This is a genomic window from Spiroplasma kunkelii CR2-3x (assembly GCF_001274875.1).
Taxonomy (GTDB): domain Bacteria; phylum Bacillota_I; class Bacilli_A; order Mycoplasmatales; family Mycoplasmataceae; genus Spiroplasma; species Spiroplasma kunkelii.
In genome coordinates, this window is the sequence record NZ_CP010899.1 from 1,010,054 (window position 1) to 1,026,658 (window position 16,605).

Annotated in this window: 21 protein-coding genes and 1 pseudogene; 7 read left to right on the plus strand and 15 right to left on the minus strand. The window is 22.3% G+C overall.

Annotated elements, in window-relative coordinates; all coding sequences use genetic code 4:
- Nucleotides 1-47: 47 nt before the first annotated feature.
- Together SKUN_RS05535 and SKUN_RS05540 are read right to left on the minus strand one after the other, a co-directional pair.
- The gene (locus SKUN_RS05535) at nt 48-1,382 is read right to left on the minus strand and encodes a DEAD/DEAH box helicase (protein ID WP_053391185.1); all 1,335 of its coding nucleotides are present in this window, start codon (nt 1,380-1,382) and stop codon (nt 48-50) included.
- Nucleotides 1,383-1,704: 322 nt separating this feature from the next.
- A pseudogene (locus SKUN_RS05540) lies at nt 1,705-2,508 on the minus strand (IS30 family transposase); the annotation flags it as partial.
- A 288-nt stretch (nt 2,509-2,796) separates the two neighbouring features.
- On the opposite strand from SKUN_RS05540, the gene SKUN_RS10795 reads away from it, so the two are divergent.
- The 7 genes from SKUN_RS10795 to SKUN_RS05580 all read left to right on the plus strand — a co-directional run bounded on the left by SKUN_RS10795 (nt 2,797) and on the right by SKUN_RS05580 (nt 8,254).
- Nucleotides 2,797-3,027, plus strand: coding sequence for a hypothetical protein (locus SKUN_RS10795; RefSeq protein ID WP_235510977.1), 231 nt, complete (start codon nt 2,797-2,799; stop codon nt 3,025-3,027).
- Between the two features lie 1,160 nt (nt 3,028-4,187).
- Nucleotides 4,188-4,319 carry a hypothetical protein gene (locus SKUN_RS11400; RefSeq protein WP_268794812.1) on the plus strand — a complete coding sequence of 44 codons (132 nt, stop codon included), beginning with the start codon at nt 4,188-4,190 and terminating at the stop codon, nt 4,317-4,319.
- 72 nt (nt 4,320-4,391) lie between these two features.
- Complete coding sequence (locus SKUN_RS05555) at nt 4,392-4,604, plus strand: hypothetical protein (RefSeq protein WP_235510978.1); 213 nt, start codon at nt 4,392-4,394, stop codon at nt 4,602-4,604.
- 453 nt (nt 4,605-5,057) lie between these two features.
- Nucleotides 5,058-5,648 carry a hypothetical protein gene (locus SKUN_RS05565; RefSeq protein ID WP_053391188.1) on the plus strand — a complete coding sequence of 197 codons (591 nt, stop codon included), beginning with the start codon at nt 5,058-5,060 and terminating at the stop codon, nt 5,646-5,648.
- 374 nt (nt 5,649-6,022) lie between these two features.
- Nucleotides 6,023-6,682, plus strand: a complete 660-nt coding sequence (locus SKUN_RS05575) for a rolling circle replication-associated protein (RefSeq protein WP_456299948.1) — start codon at nt 6,023-6,025, stop codon at nt 6,680-6,682.
- Nucleotides 6,683-7,208: 526 nt separating this feature from the next.
- On the plus strand, nt 7,209-7,379 hold the full coding sequence (locus tag SKUN_RS09380) for a hypothetical protein (RefSeq protein WP_158500796.1): 171 nt from the start codon (nt 7,209-7,211) through the stop codon (nt 7,377-7,379).
- A 683-nt stretch (nt 7,380-8,062) separates the two neighbouring features.
- Nucleotides 8,063-8,254 carry a hypothetical protein gene (locus SKUN_RS05580; protein WP_053391191.1) on the plus strand — a complete coding sequence of 64 codons (192 nt, stop codon included), beginning with the start codon at nt 8,063-8,065 and terminating at the stop codon, nt 8,252-8,254.
- 54 nt (nt 8,255-8,308) lie between these two features.
- Here the strand turns inward: SKUN_RS05580 and SKUN_RS05585 are convergent, their stop codons facing one another.
- The 13 genes from SKUN_RS05585 to SKUN_RS10810 all read right to left on the minus strand — a co-directional run bounded on the left by SKUN_RS05585 (nt 8,309) and on the right by SKUN_RS10810 (nt 16,527).
- Nucleotides 8,309-8,698: a hypothetical protein gene (locus SKUN_RS05585; RefSeq protein ID WP_053391192.1), complete on the minus strand. Its 390-nt coding sequence runs from the start codon at nt 8,696-8,698 to the stop codon at nt 8,309-8,311.
- Between the two features lie 31 nt (nt 8,699-8,729).
- Nucleotides 8,730-8,900: a pentapeptide repeat-containing protein gene (locus SKUN_RS08885; protein ID WP_144416776.1), complete on the minus strand. Its 171-nt coding sequence runs from the start codon at nt 8,898-8,900 to the stop codon at nt 8,730-8,732.
- 82 nt (nt 8,901-8,982) lie between these two features.
- On the minus strand, nt 8,983-9,216 hold the full coding sequence (locus SKUN_RS05590) for a hypothetical protein (RefSeq protein ID WP_053391193.1): 234 nt from the start codon (nt 9,214-9,216) through the stop codon (nt 8,983-8,985).
- Between the two features lie 68 nt (nt 9,217-9,284).
- A complete protein-coding gene (locus tag SKUN_RS11405; protein ID WP_268794813.1) occupies nt 9,285-9,407 on the minus strand; it encodes a hypothetical protein in 123 nt (40 codons plus the stop codon).
- 13 nt (nt 9,408-9,420) lie between these two features.
- Nucleotides 9,421-9,579: a hypothetical protein gene (locus SKUN_RS09385; RefSeq protein ID WP_158500797.1), complete on the minus strand. Its 159-nt coding sequence runs from the start codon at nt 9,577-9,579 to the stop codon at nt 9,421-9,423.
- 795 nt (nt 9,580-10,374) lie between these two features.
- The gene (locus SKUN_RS05595; RefSeq protein ID WP_053391194.1) at nt 10,375-11,232 is read right to left on the minus strand and encodes a hypothetical protein; all 858 of its coding nucleotides are present in this window, start codon (nt 11,230-11,232) and stop codon (nt 10,375-10,377) included.
- A 63-nt stretch (nt 11,233-11,295) separates the two neighbouring features.
- A complete protein-coding gene (locus tag SKUN_RS05600; RefSeq protein ID WP_053391195.1) occupies nt 11,296-11,874 on the minus strand; it encodes a hypothetical protein in 579 nt (192 codons plus the stop codon).
- A gap of 995 nt (nt 11,875-12,869) precedes the next feature.
- Nucleotides 12,870-12,998, minus strand: a complete 129-nt coding sequence (locus SKUN_RS11410) for a hypothetical protein (protein WP_268794814.1) — start codon at nt 12,996-12,998, stop codon at nt 12,870-12,872.
- Between the two features lie 41 nt (nt 12,999-13,039).
- Complete coding sequence (locus tag SKUN_RS09390) at nt 13,040-13,177, minus strand: hypothetical protein (RefSeq protein ID WP_158500798.1); 138 nt, start codon at nt 13,175-13,177, stop codon at nt 13,040-13,042.
- 231 nt (nt 13,178-13,408) lie between these two features.
- The gene (locus SKUN_RS05605; RefSeq protein WP_053391196.1) at nt 13,409-15,025 is read right to left on the minus strand and encodes a hypothetical protein; all 1,617 of its coding nucleotides are present in this window, start codon (nt 15,023-15,025) and stop codon (nt 13,409-13,411) included.
- 366 nt (nt 15,026-15,391) lie between these two features.
- Nucleotides 15,392-15,595 (minus strand): hypothetical protein, encoded by a 204-nt coding sequence (locus SKUN_RS10800; RefSeq protein WP_235511394.1) that lies wholly within the window; start codon nt 15,593-15,595, stop codon nt 15,392-15,394.
- On the minus strand, nt 15,513-15,788 hold the full coding sequence (locus tag SKUN_RS10805; RefSeq protein ID WP_235510979.1) for an SDR family NAD(P)-dependent oxidoreductase: 276 nt from the start codon (nt 15,786-15,788) through the stop codon (nt 15,513-15,515). The genes SKUN_RS10800 and SKUN_RS10805 overlap by 83 nt, the downstream gene beginning before the upstream one ends.
- Nucleotides 15,718-16,527: a hypothetical protein gene (locus SKUN_RS10810; protein WP_235510980.1), complete on the minus strand. Its 810-nt coding sequence runs from the start codon at nt 16,525-16,527 to the stop codon at nt 15,718-15,720. The genes SKUN_RS10805 and SKUN_RS10810 overlap by 71 nt, the downstream gene beginning before the upstream one ends.
- Nucleotides 16,528-16,605: the final 78 nt, after the last annotated feature.

A 16,605-nucleotide genomic window follows, 5' to 3' on the forward strand; every position in this document is an offset into this window, starting at 1 on the left:
ATAAAAAGTTGATTTATTGTTTTTATTTTTTTAAAAAATAAGCAAACTTAAATTTGATTAAAACTAAAATTAGATTTATCAAATTTTTGCTTTTTTTGTTTTAATTTTTTATTACCTTGGGTATTAAATTTCTTTTTTGCATTATATTGGTTCTTTTTATTATCTAAATATGAATACTCATATTTAAAACTATTATTTTTTTGATTAAAATTTGCTTTTTTATTACTAGAACTAATGTTTTTTATTCCTTGTGGTTTTTGTTTTAAATCATATGTTGTAATATCTAATAACTCAATTTTTTTCTTTTGATATGTACCCAAATGTTGAATTTCTCTTAAATCATTACGTTTTGAAACAATTGATATTGCTACACCAGTAGCACCAGCACGTGCTGTTCTTCCAATACGATGAATATAACTTTCTCGTTCTATTGGAATATCGTAATTAATAACATAATCAATATTATCAATATCAATTCCTCGTGCCGCAACATCAGTGGCAACCATAACTTGTACTTTACCATCCCGAAATAAACGCATTGCCTGCCCTCGTTCATAACGACTTTTATCACCATTAATGACACAACAAGGAATAGCATTATTTGTTAACATTTCAGCAATTTTATTAGTAAAAACTTTTGTATTTGAAAAAATAATACTTCGTTTTGGTTGCAAATGTTTATATAATGCTATTAAAACATCTTCCTTATGATAAGACAATGCATTTACATATTGCTGTTTAATATTATTTTGTTCAATAACATTTTTTGTAACAACAATTTCAACAGGATTATTTTGATAGTTATTAGCAATTTCTAATACTTGTTTTGACATTGTTGCTGAAAATAATAATGTTTGATATTGTTTAGGAGCATTTTGAAATACTTTATCAAGATCATTTTTAAATCCCATTTTTAACATTTCATCAGCTTCATCTAAAACAATTGTTTTAATTTTATCTAATCGTAATGTTTTACGATTAATATGATCAGCAATTCGTCCCGGAGTTCCCACAATAATATTACTTTTTCGTAAAGCATAAATTTGACGTTGGATATGTGAACCACCACAAATTAAGGTTGCATTTACACCTTCCAAATAAGTTGCTAATTTTCGAACCTGGTCAATTATTTGGCTCGCTAATTCATGGGTTGGGCATAAAATAATCGCTTGTGGTTGTTTTAAGTGCGTATTTAAGTTTTGTAAAATTGGCAAAATAAAAGCTACAGTTTTACCAGTTCCCGTATGACTTTTACCAATAATATCTTGATTATTAAGAGCAACTGGAATAGCTTTTTCTTGGATTTCAGTTAGGTTAGTATAACCCATTTTAACAATCATTCGCTGTAATGCTGGGTATAAATTTAATGTATTAAAATTCATTTAGTCTCCTTTAAAATTTAGTATAAATAGTTTAGTTGTTTTTTTTAACATTACAGCTGTTGAATTTACATATTAATATTATTTTATATAACAGAATAAATTAAAGTTTAACAACTTATTAATTATATCTTAAAAATTTATTAAAATAAAGCATTTTTTCTATAAATTAAAAGGAAATGGAATCCTGTAAATACAAGCAGCAAATTCTGTTTCTTGTTAATTTGATGATAACATCATTTTTAAAAAATGCAACTCTTTTTTAAAAAAATAAAATATTTTATAAATATAGCTTAATTTAATCATATTTAAGCACACTAAAAAATAATTTATGTTGACTAACATTATTAAAATCAGTTCCCTTAGGAAATCAGTGTCTTAATTCACTATTCATATATTCAATTAAAGGTTTTTGTTGTGGTGAACCAGCATCACAAAAATATACTTGTGTTTCAGCAAATATTTCCATTTCTCGTCATTCACTAAATTCTTTTCCTCTGTCAGTTATTATACCTTTAATTTTCCCAATTAAATTATTACTTATAACAATATCTTTAAACTTTTCAAAAACTTCATTAGCAGTATGATTTTCTAATTTTATTGCAAAGTATTTTTTACTTGATTGTTCTACTAAAATTAAATTACTAGATTGATGGTCTTTTCCAACAACAGTATCCATTTCAAATCATCCAACATTAGAAACTTTATTTTCAATGTTTCAAATTAACTTAAAATTAATTAATTTTCCACGATTATCAAATTTCCCTTTTGTTTTATATTTTTTACCACGATGTCGCAAATTCTGTTTTAAAAAACCATAAAAACCTAAACGAATTCATTTATACAATGTTTTAACAGAAACCGGAAATTTAACACCAAATTTTAAAAAATAACGATAAATAATTTCTTTTTACGCTTTTTTATAGTCTTTTTGTGCTTCAACTGGTGTATAATTTTCGATGTTTTTAAATCTTTTAATTTCTCTTTTAACAATATTAATTGAACGACCCATTTGTCTTGCTATTTCTGATAAATTAAGCGTACCATTTTTCTTTTTACAAGCATTAGAAAGTAATAAATCCTTAAATAAAATTCGTTCATCAAATTTGACATGTGTATAATCTTTCATATATTATATTTCCAATCTTTTTAAAGTTATTTATACACTATTTTTTAAAAAACTATTGACAATTATTTATTAAATTAAATTAACTATCAATTAAATTAATTAACTATCGTAACTGCCAAATAAAAACACTGAATTATATTGAAAGTTTTAAACTATTTAACTATTTATAGTTTCATTTGCGAAAACTTTTTAAATGTAATTTAGTGCTTTTTTTATTTGTAAGGAGTTTATAAAATGAATAATGTTTTTATTTAAGATAATTTAATAAATAAAGATCATAATGTAATTATGAATGCTTTAAATTATGTTAAAAAAGAATATTATTTAAAAAAAGTATTCTATGGTAGTTATGTTAAAAATATTGTCTTACAGTTAAAATTAATTAATAATAACCCTCGTAATAAAACGGGGATTAAAAATACGGGAAAAATGATAAAAGATTATGAAATAATTGTATTCGCACCCAAGGAAATTGTATTCGTAAAGCATATTATAATTTTTCAAATTCAAAAAATTTAAGTTTTCTTACTTTAACTTATGGAAAAAATTAAATAGATATTAAAAAATGCAAGAGTGATTTAAAATTATTTTTTCAAAAAATAAACTATTAATATAATAATTCTATTAGATCAAAACATCATAAAGGAATTTTAAAATCTTTAACTACTTATTAATTAATATCAACAACGGGGAGTAGTTCATTTTCATATAATTAAGTCAAAAAATACCTAATAGTGTTATACAACAATACTGAAAACATGGTATTAATAAAAATATTAAAGTTCGTACTGATACAAATGAAGATGTTGTTAAATATCTTGCTAAATATATTATAAAAACTGCAAATTATAATAAAAATCAAAATCATTATGATTTAAACATTAAAGCGTATCAATTTAGTAAAAATTGTAAGAACCCCAAAGTAAAAGTTGGTGTTATTGAATTATCTGAACAAGATTTAATTTATTCAGTTAAAGATAACTTAAATTATTTTTCTTTTGTTGATAAAAATGGTTATAAAATTGGTTTTAGTTGTGATAGTTATTATGGTTTAGATAAGTTTATAGAATATAAAAAATATGTTTCTGCTGATAGAAAAATATTTAAAAATTCAGTTAAAAATAATAATTTTACTGTTAATAAAAATACTAATTTAAGGTGTTAAAAATAAAAAAATGAGTAAAAACTCATAAAAAAATGTGGCAATTGCATTTGCGAACAATTACCACAAATTAATTAAAACAAAAAAACAAGATGGTGATGTATATTTTACAATATATTTATTTTTGTGTTTGAAATTTGACAATTTTAATTTTTATTGTATTATTAATTTAACTTAAACATTTTATTATGTTTGAAATTTCAAATCTTAAAAAATTTCCTAATACGAAATTTAGATATAATTAAATTTTTTTTATGCTTATTTATAAACTTATTAAAATAAAAAACACTAATTTTGTATTATTATTTTTAATTAATCATTTTTTATATTTAAGTTTCAAGCCTGAAATCTTTTAAGAAACTATATAGTTTTTTAAAAGAAAGAAGATGTCTGTATGAAAAACAAACACAGATATTTAACACAATTAATAGATATTAAAGAAAATAGTCCTATTAAAAATGATAAAACTGGTACAATGGAATTATGAAATGGTTAAAGTTTATGCGTGATTTAAAAAATGATAAAGTACCAAGTTATATTAAACAAAATTGACCTAGTATTTGTTAAAAAAGATATTACAATTAAAGAATTACGAGAGATGGACATGGAACATTTATTAAAAAATTTGGGGGAGTTAGATAATGATTAATTTATTGTTAATGATATATGAAATGGTGCTATTAATGCCATAGTTGATATTTTTATGAAGATTATGAATTAAATGTGAGCGTTAAAATTGCCGGGTACAAATATTCCTTTATTTGTAATTTGAGTAATTGGTAGCGTTATAAATGTTATTTTATTATTAGTTAATAGTTCTCGTGATTTAAGTTCAGTTTCTTGTTCTTCTTTACAAGCAAGTAAACAAATATCTAATGGAATTAAAAATATAAGTAATAATTCTAAAAGTAACAATAAGGATAGTGATAAATAATGTTAAAATTAATATTTTTCTTTGTTATTGGTTTGACTGTTGAGTTTGGTTTTATTGCTAATATTGTTGTAGCAATAGATTTAGGTTTTTCAACTGTTAAACATTATTTGTAGTCTGCTAATGATTTTTATAAATTAGTAGCACAGTTATTTATTATTGCTACACATTCTATTTTTCAGTTATATATGGCGTTTGGAATTATTATTATGGGTATTAGTTAGGGAATTATTTTTATTGTTTAGGTAGTTAAAACAATGTGAAAACGATTATTAGATATATTTATTATTTTTATTTAATATTTATTTAATATTATTTGCTTGAATATTTCTTTTTTGTAGTGTTACAATTATAAATTATATTAGTAATGTTTGTAAAGTAGAAACAATAAATAATGATAATTTTAGTGATTTAACTTATGCAAAAGCAAATGAGTATAATTTTCAGTCTACTTTAATGTTGCGACAAGATTATTTTATGCAAGGTTTAGACCATAGTAATTATGCTTTTAGTTTTGGAATTATAACTTCTTTTATTCCAAATGTAAGTGCTGATAAAAATGATGATAATTATTGATTTAATAGAATTAAAAATTCTGCTTTAAATTATATATTAAGTTGAAATCCAAAAGATATTTCTAAGGGTTCTTTGGGTAGATTAATTATTAATTATAAAACCCCAAATAAATTGCTAAATATTTTTATTTATAAAAACAATATAAAATATGAATTTACTTTTAATTGAGAAATTATACAATATTTATTTATGCCAATTATTGCCAATCAAAGTTATAAACATTTTGATATGAATTATTTAGTTTTAAATTTTAATTATAAAGAATTGCTTAATATCGATATTCTTAAAAAATCTAACAGTAATTATTTTATTAATGATGTTAAACAAAATTTTTATTCATTGGATAATTTATTTCAAGTTTTAGATTATTTTTATTCTAATGTTTTAAGAACTATATTTGATATTTCTAATTTTAGAGAATTTATTTATTCTACATCTGATAATGGTAATTTAGTTTTTGTATTTTTTTAAAAAAATGGTTTTTTAATAAAAAGTTTCTTAAATGTTGAAAACTTTTTGAGATTTGAAAAAAATTTTTGAGTAAACTAATGGTTTTTTAATTAGTTAGGTGTTAAGATGAATAGTAATTTAGCTCAAGATAATTTAATAGATGTGAGTTCTTTTAAACAAGATTATTATTTAAAAAAATTTTTTATACTGATAGTATTAAAAATGTTTTATTACCTTTGTAAGCAATTCGCAATAATTGTGGCAATCCTATTGGAATTAAAAACACTGGTAAGAATGATAAGAAACTAGTTAATGGTTGTGTAAGACCAAAGGGAGCATGTATTCGTAAAGCAATTCATAATTTTAGTGATTGTAAAGAATTAAGTTTTTTAACTTTAACTTATGCTGCAAATATGCAAGATATTAAACAAGCAAATTATCATTTTAATTTATTTATTAAAAAGTTAAAATATCATTTTTCTAAGTATAAAAAGAATACATATAAAGATTTAAAATATCTTGTTGCTTATGAATATCAAAATCGCGGAGCAGTTCATTTTCATATCATATTTAGTGAATATATACCTAATAAAGTAGTTAGAAAATGTTGACCTTATGGAATGAATAAAAAAATTAAAGTTAGAAAAGGTACTAATAAATATATTATTAAATATTTAACTAAGTATTTTGTTAAAACACAAGATAAAATAAAATCAAAAAATCTTAAAGATTTAAATATTAAAGCATATCGTTTTAGTGATAATTGCACCGACCCAGTTGTTAAAGTTGGTGTTATTGAAATGTGCAAAATGGAATTAATTGCTTCATTAAAAGGTGCAAAAAATAAATTTATGTTTGTTGATAAACAAGGTTATAAAATGGGTGTTAGCATTGATAGTGATTGAAATAAAGACTATTTTTGACAAATGGAAGAATATATTCCATATGATAAAAAACAATATCAACATTGAAAGGAACAAAAATTATTCTTTGAAAATTATAAAAAACGTCATAAAAAAATTATTAGTTTAAACAACAATTTACTAATACAATAAAAATTTTAAAATTAAACATTTACATTTAGAATTATACATCTAAAAGTAATTTTTGTCATTAATATTTTAATAAATATTAATTTTTCAGTGTGTTTAAATAACTAAAACTGATATAATAAAAAAGTAGAGTTCTTGTTGATTGGGTACTCTACACTTTTATTTTATAGTAATTTTAGAAATATTTGACTTTAATTTAGTTATAGTATATAGGTAAGTTATTAAATCATTAAAAGAGATAATGATTTAATATTTAAATTGATAAACAACTTCATCCAATCAAAAATAATTAAATAATTTTCTCTTTTTTTAATTTACTTTTATTTTGTAAATTAAATTATAATTTTTTTGTTATTTAAGTTTGTTTATCAGTAGAACAAATAATATTTTTTATTAATTTTATTAAAAACAAATAATTTATATAAATGTGTGCGTTTTAGCAAATTATTTGTATTGTAAAAAAAATAAACACTATTTATAAGTCTGATTATTATATTATTAAAAAATAGAAATGTGGTAAATAAATAATATGAACGACCGTAGCAAAAAGATTAATATTGCTGAATATAAAGAAATTTTTAAAATTGATAAAAACTTTAAAGACAAAAATATTATATCGTTTTACTTACCAATGTCTTTAAAACATTATTCTAAAATAATTCAAATAAGAGATAAGATTAAAACTTGGTCTTTTTATTAAGCAGTAAGATATTTAATTGATAATTGAGATATTAACGATGTCTTAGAAATTGATAAGTCATTTTATAAAAAATTAGTTTCTAAAACAATAAAAATAACTCCTATTCAATATAATAAATTTCTGCATTTACAAGATACTTATAATTTACAATTTTTATCTAGTGTAATGTGTTAATCAGTAAACAATTACAATATATAATTTAACATAAAAATTAAACAAAATAATAATGGTTAGAATAATATAAAAATGTTGCTTCTCTATCACTGTTAAATATTGACTTGTCAAATGATATTTAAGCAAAATGCACGATAAATAAATGTGTGTGAATCTTGTTGATTGGGATTTTTTTAATTATTGATTAAATAAATGTAAATTAATTTAATGAATAGTTGGAAAAAGGAAAATATGATATATAATAAAATCATAAAAATTAAATTATGCTTTGTACTAGTCCTATAAAGTGTTATAATTTTCACGAGAATAAACATCAAAAAAATCTCAATATAAGACATAGATTAGGACTAATAATCTGTGTCTTTTTTGTTTGTGTAAAACGTTTTAAAGGTCAAATTAGACATTAAAAGTAAGCAGTCATAAATTATTTTTTATCAAATGGTAGCAAAATATATTGTAAAGGTTTACATTCACCAAGTCGGAAAGAAAAATTAAAAGCTTTTGCTGATTTGAATAAATATAAATTAGTTATTGATTGAAGAGAAGAATGTGATCAATTTCAACAAAAAGATTTAAGTGATTTAGAGTTTGCCATTCGTGGTTATCAAAATAAAATAACAATTAATACTTGTAATCCTGAAAATTTAAAAGATATATTGTTGGTTATTGTAATGAATTATTACCTTTTAATGAAGAAATAATGCGTAGTAAATATGAGCAAATTAAGTATATTTAAAAATGAAATATTAAAATTATTATTCATTATACAAATTGAAGATTAAATTATTTATTACCACAAGAAGAAAAAATAAGATAGAAAGATTAAAACAATTAGATATTGAAAGAGCAAGAGTATGGAGTTGAATATTGCCCGGTAATACATGTGGTACATCGTGAATTTTACATCAATATATAATTTCAAAATCTTCTTTATATAATTGTTGTTGATTATATTCTCTACTTTTAGTTGAGTAAGTAATTTCTCTATTTGCTATTAATAACAAATCAATTTTTCTTTCTTTTTCAACAAGCTCATTTTCATATTTATTTATTAAATCTTCTAATGTTCTTAATGCTAAAGAACTATTACACAATTTAATTTCTTGTTTTATTTTTATAATTAATTCTTTAATTATTTTAGTCATTATTATTCCTCCTTAATAAAAGTTAATTGTTCTAATTGTTTTTTGTAATTTCAATATTTTTTAAATCAGCCCTACGTAAAACAATATATTGTAATTTAGCATAAAATAAATCAGCATCTTGTAAATCTAAATATTCATTTATTTTTTGTTCTTCAACAGTAACTCCTGTTAAATCTTTAATCATATATTGTAATGTTTTCATTTTATAATTCCTCCAAATTCTTTTCCATAATTAATTTTTCAATATAGTAATAAGCACTCTCTTCTGAATAGCAAGCATTCTTCTAATGCTTCATTAAATAAATCTTCTTCAGTATAAACTTTGCCATCTTCATCTTTTCACATATTATTCACATCCTTTGTCATTTAATATTTTCATCTTCTAAATCAATAATAGTTGTTAATCATTCTTGTTGATTTTCAACATTAGCAGTAATTTTTGCCTCTTCTAATTTATAAAATGATTTAGTTATAACTTCATTTTCATATTTCATTACTAATAAGTATCTTTTTTCCATAATTTAATTCCTCATATTTTTTTATTTATAATTAAATTTTCTAATTGATAAGTTTGTAATCAATGTTCTTAACATAATATAATTTCTTTTTTATAACCTAAATTTCACTCTAATTTATCACCAATTTTTTCAATATAATTATTTCCAAAATAAGCATTTTTATTATTACAATTAATTCTTTGACATTTCATAGATTTTTTAATCCTAATTTTTTTTACCTAATGCTCAATGTTCATCAGTAATTTCATCTTGTGAAACCAGGTAACTTTTACGCATTAATTCATTTAATTTATTTTCTTGATTACATTTAAAGTAATATGCTCAATATCTTTTTTTAATACAAGTTTTATTTAATTTTTTCATTTTACCTCCTTAATTTGTTGTTCTATATTTCGTATTTTGTAAATATACAACTATTTTTATTTGTTTGACGCCAGAAAATATGTCTCTCTTCATTTGCACCATTTTCAGATCAAAGCGTTCAGTTTTTAAATTAAATTTACTCACACCTTGAAGAGCCAAATGTTGGTTTTGTTGTTTTAACCCTCGCCATTTCTAAGAAGTAAATCTTTCGCAGATTTAATTGTAAAGTTACTATCTCTATTTTTATTGTCGTTTGATATTAACCCTGAACTTATCACGACTATCGCAAGTTATTAAAAATAATATCCAGACCCGATTTACCTTTTTTCTCATACATTATTTCAGTACTTGCCTCGGCCGGCTGTGGGAATGAGTATAAACTCATGTTCTTATGGAAGCACTTAGTTATTTTAAATAAACGTCCCACTCTGCATTAAGTTTTATAAAATCAAATTTTTAACAAACCAGTTTCATAATCAAAGATAATTTTTGAATTTTCTAAGCGTTTATAAAACCACTTTTGTGTTTTTTCTTTTACTTTATTCAATAAATTTCTATGTTTTTCACAAATTCATAAAACTTTATTTGATAAAAATTATTCAGTAATGAATGATATTATTTGATAACAATCATTAACATCACATATTTTTTGTTCTTTAATTATAATTACTTCCTTTTAGGAATTGTTTTATTTCAAATAAAAAACAACTCTAACAAGAGTTGCTTTTTTGCCGCTTCATCGTACACGATGCCTATTCATAAATTGCTTTTTTTATTTATTTTTAGATAAAAATCTTAAAATGGTCATCAAGTTTTTAAAAACTGAACCGTTGAAGATGCAGTATTCTTTGTTGTATCAAATACTGAACTAGCAAAACTTTTTGCTTCATCAGGATGATTGTAAGCATAGTAGCCAACTGCGCCAATGATTGCTGAACCTAATGCTATTCTTATTGATCCTGGCGCAAGTCCAAATAAAGAACATACTAAACCATTAGTAAATTGACCTACTACTTGCCCTAATATTCGTGGTCCTTTTTTAATTCCTGTCTTAATATTTTTACCGTGAGTTTCTAGAAAAATTTTAAAATTCTTCACAACATCTTTTTTTGGAAATATTTTAAAAACAACTTTTTTTACTTTATTACTTTTTTTTGTAAAAAAGTTTTTAATCCCATGGTTTCTTTTTACAATATCTTTAATACCAATTTCCGATATTTTTTCAACTTTATCTAGCCCTGTTTCAATAGCTTTAGGCGGGATAATTTTTTTACCAATGATTTTTTCAGTTGCAACAATTTTGTTTACAACAGTTTTTTCAATCGGTTTAATCTTTTTCCCATTCTTAACAAGACTTTTAGCATCTGCTTTAAATTCTTTATATACTTTTTTAGTAAAATTCTGAAATTTTTTCAACATTTTAAAACCAGAATTAGTTTTAACTTTAGATGGTTTCTTATCTGAATTTAATAACGGGTAAATATTTGATGATAATAATTCTGAATTTGATATATCCCCCATAATATCTTTAATAATAAATTCTTGTGATACAGTTTGATTTGAAGGATTTAAAGCAGGAATTGCCATTAATGCCCCATTTAAGCCACTGATGCTAAGTCCTAATGCCCCAAAAATAACTATTAGTTTTTTCATATTTAATTATCCTTTCTTATATAAAATTATCATGTTTTAAAAATTGTTATGTTAAAAAGATAGTTAACTTTTTAAATAATCTGTTGTTGTTGAAATATAATGTTTAGCATTATTAACAGCTTTATTTGAAAAAGATTTAATATCATCTCAATTTGTGTAAGTATAATATCCACCATATATTACTAATGCAATGGCTGTTGCTAACCCTAATGCTGTTACAACTGTTCCTAATGAACCAGTTAAAAGACCACTTTCAATTGTTTCTCCAACGGTAATACTGTCATAACTCGCTTCTGCAAAAGCACTTTGAATTGTTTCTTCAATAATATCTTCTCTATCATTTTCACCCATTATTGCATTAAAAATTTCTTGCAAATCATCCATTGAAATTATTGATGATTCTTGATTAAGATCTTCTAATATTTTGCTTGAATTAGTAAGTGAACTATCCATATTATCAAGTTTATTTTTAATATTTTCAATTTGATCACGGAATGAATCATTTCATAAATTATCACTATTTGATTTTATACTACTTACTTCAACGGTAGTTGGATTTTTACTTGTATTAAATGTATTAATTGCAGGTATTGCACTACTAATAGCTCCTAATGTTCCTAAAATAATTGGTGTAACCTTCATGTTTTTTCTATCCTTTCTTAAACATTAAATTAATCAATATAAAATAAGGACTTAAATATTATTTCTTTCTTATCTGAAGTTATATATGAAGTTATATATATAAAGGGAATGGAAAATTAATATTTTTTCTATTTTTAAAAGGAAATTTTTAAATTTATTATTATTTTTAAAAGTTAGAAATATTATTTAAGTCCAATAGGGAGTAATACTTTTTTTGTTACTAAATTTAATTTTATTTTATTACTAAATTTATAATTTTATTTTGTGATAACTTAGTAATAAAACTAAGATGGTTTTAATACCGCAATTGCTAAAAATTTACTTGTACCAATTTAATTAGCAACAAAAATGATTAAGAGATAATAGAATTATACAAAGGTTAGAAACTTAAATGACTTTCTTTTTTGTTTTAGTATTTAAATCAATTTTTAATAATTTCTAAAATATCATATTTTCTTAATTAACATTTTGATTAGTGCTAACTAGTTATTATATTATTTCGTTTACTTTAAAATTATTGTTTATAGTTTTGTAAAAATAGATAATATAAAAGGAATTACTAACTATTAATAATTAATAGATTTAAGAAATAATGATTTCATAGTTTTATCTTATTTCTTAAATATTTAAAAATAATATTTTTTTAAATCAAGTAGTAAAATTATGTGTTATATATTCAGAATAATAAAATTTGAAAACACGAAAATAATAAACTTCTAATTATCGTTTAACTTCTAGTTAATTCCCTGATTCTTTTAACTATATTATTTAATAAACAAAATTTATAATATTATTTTGATAATTTATATATCCATCTTTTTGATAAAATTTTGGTAAATAAATTTTTATAACAATACAACTGCTTACTCTATTTATAACTTTTTTTAAGAAAAAAAACAAGGACATTTTTTAAAAAAAGTACTAATGTATAATATGATAAACACTGCATTATTACTTTTAATTAATATAATTTTTTTAAAACAAATTTACAAAATTTAGATTAATTTAAAAAATACTTTAATTCTTCTTCCAATATAATTATTATCTTTTTTACTAGAATCAGGCACTATAACAGCATAATCTTTCTTAATATCTTGAAACTTAATTCAATCAATATTTAGCATAATGTTTTTTTTCTTTTAATACTCTATGTAATGTTGTTTCATTATTGTCTGTTAATATTTCCAAGGTTTATTAAAACTTGATTTAAAGTCGGATTTTTATAATATAGCGCATTACGAATATCATTTATTGAATTAGATGGAATCTCAACTAAATTAGGCTCTTTAATTAAATCTTTCATTGAATATTTATTTTTTTCAATAGTATTAGTAGTATTAGTAGGATCATAAGTTATTGTTTTATTGGGTAAAATATTATTGAATTATGTAAAATGAAGTGCAACAAATTTTTATTATATTATTTAATTAAATTAATAAAAATTTGTTGCACTTCATTTTACATAATTCAATAATTTATAAATAAAAAACAATAAAGTAAACTTTATTGTTCTTAACCTATCATAATTAACATCTTATGATGATGGATAAACATAGTCTTCTGGTTTAAACGAAATTCGATATTTATCAATTGGTCAAGGTGTATAATAAATATTATTCGTTGTTTGATTAACACCAAAACGAAATTTAAGTTCATTATATCATCCATAATGTCAAGTAAATGCACGATCTGTACCAATGTCAACATTAAATTTGTTATGAGCTGTAACTCAGAACTTTTCAATATCAGGTAAAATTTTAATTTCAGGTTGTTCCTTAAATTCTCTTAAATAATTGTTTCAAATTGTTTGAAGCGATAAATCAGGATTTTTTGCAAATTGATTATTTAATGTTTCTCATTTTTTAATTGGTAAGAAAATAACCCCTTCCATATGAACAATAATATCTCATGTAATTTGGAAATATTTATAAAACGCAGCAATAATTCGTCCAAAGTTCTCAATCTTTTTGATCATTCCTGCTCGTGTTATTCCTACATTAATATAAATTGGTTTATTGTCATTTACTGAAATTCCTGATAACGGTAATCCAGCAACTAAAATTTTTGCTAAATTAATTTTAAACTGTCCTAACTGTAATTTTTCAGCAGTTGAAGCAGTTAAAATATTTAATTTTTCACCATAAAATTCTAAGAAATTTTCAGGTGTTAATTTGTCTGGAGCATACCCAGTATTAACCCAGGAATATTTTTCATCATATGGCAAGACTGGTATCACACCGTTTGTATCTGGATTAATAATTGAATTTAATAAAATTAAGATTTTTTCATCACTAGCATAAGTGATATTTTCTCCAAGTTCTCCCAACGTATCATCTTCTTTTAATCCTTTTTCTAATTCTTTTTGGACAATTGTATCTAACATACTGTGATCATAAGCATAATTTAAATCAAAATTATCATAAATACTTTTGAAAGTTTCATTTTTATCAACAATAATATCATCGGACATCTTCTCATTAAAAAATTTAATGATTGACTTTGATATTTGTTCTACTACTGCTTTTAAAATTTTTTGCATTTTATCAATATCATTGGTAATAGTATATTGAATTAAAAATGGTACAACTGTTTCTAATTTTTTAAATTTGATGTTAACATTAAATTTAAAATCTAAACGAACAGCTTTTAAACCTTCCGTATTAATATATGCTAGTTTACCTAATTTTTCAATATCAATAAAATTTAAAATAAAGTTTACACTATCTGCTTCAATATTCAGCGGAAAACTATTTGGATAATAGTTTAAATATTTATTAGTAATTTCTTGATTAATATTATTAAAAACTGCCATAAAACCAGTTTTAAGAGTTGCTAAAAATGGTGCAACCTTATCATCTTCTTCCTCTAATATTTCCTTTTGGTGATCATTTATTACCATTGAAAATAAGTTTTCAAAATCAATATTTGAGTAAGAATTAGTATCAATTAAAGTTTTTTCTGCTGTGTATTTTTGAATCTCATTTGATGCTGCTTTTGTTATATCATTTAAAATTTTTAAATCTCCATTATAGTCAATTTCATTTTCATTATTATCGTGATTATTGTTTAAAGCATTTTTACAACTAATAACAGAACCAACACTAACCACACTAAAAATTGCAACTCCCAACATTGCTAATAGCTTTTTCATAGTCTTTAAATCCATCCTTTTAAAAATAACTATACCCCAAATATCTTATATATATTTTAATATCATATATATTCGAAATATCTTTTATGTTATTAAAAAAAAAAAAAAAAATCAAGGGGGTTAACAATAATTTTAAAATATATTTTTTAATCCGAAAGAATTTCTAATTTATGGCATAAATTAATCCATATATAAAATTTTAATCTTTAGTTTGAATTAAATATGTATAATTTAATGTAGATTTTTGTGGAATAATACGAAATAAACGTTTCAAAGAACGATTTTTTTAACCAATAATTAAATATTTTTTTCTTTTTATTCTTAATGCTTTTGGTAAAAATTTTTTAATAAATCGTTCTAATGACATTAAACCTGGCAAGGTTTTTTTATTTTTAAAATCAGAATTTTTAAAAAACGCAGTTTTTGTGTGGCTCCAATACAAATAGTAACTACACGAACTGGTAATTTTGTTTTCTTTAATTCATTATTAATAGCAACAGATAAACTTAAAATATATGCTAAAGCATATAAGGAAAGAAATATTAATAATTTGCCCTTTTTTCTGCTCAATAAAATATTGCGTAAAAAGTTTAGTTAAAATATGGACTGCTTTAATATTTAGATTAATCATTTTTAATTCATCTGCTAAAGGAATTGTTATAAAAAGACCTTTTTTCCCAAAACCAGCATTATTAATAAATAAAACAATATGATACTGTTTTATTTCTTCAAATAAAGCATAACAATTTTCGGGAACAGACAAATCATATGATAAAGAAACAATTGTTTGTTCAGGAAATTGTTGTTGTAATTCTTTTGCTCATTCTGTATGGTGAAATACTCCAATAATAATGTGATAACTTTGCTTCAACAATCACTGATATATAACTACAATTTACACCATTTGGTGTTTGTAAAAATTCTAAATCATTATCTTTTTCACTATCACTAACTGGTGTTTGAGCATCAACTGCTTTGGTTTGTTCATTAATTAAATAAACTCTATTAGTTTTTTTATTTAATTGTTTTAAATTATAAGTTGAATAAACTAATTCACTAGTTGGTGTACAATCTTTATTTAAAACAGTACCTTTAAATTTATCAGTTAATAAAGTTGTAAAACTAAAACTAGTAGCATTAGCACCAATTAAAGCACCAATTTTATCATTACCTTGTTCTCTAAATATTTCAAAAGGTAAATAACCAGCAGCAGCAGATTTAGACCCTCAAAAAGCATCATTATAAAAACTATAAACATTAGCGCCACTCATAAACCCATTAAGTCATGGAAAATTAGGTCATTTATCATCTTGAGTAATTGTTAAATTACCAATTCAATCTCATGGAATACCAAATGAAACAAAATTTAAGAATTTACCAACAGCAGGAATAGTAAAAGGATTAAATACTAATTTTTGTGTATAGTTTAAAGGTAATGTAGTAATTTGACGATTAATAAAATTATTCATATTTAAAATATCTCAAATATTACATGAGCCCATTTTATTATATTCAATTTGAACTTGTCCTACTGTATTACCAAATTCATCTTTTCTTCTAAAATATGATGATGCTTGTGT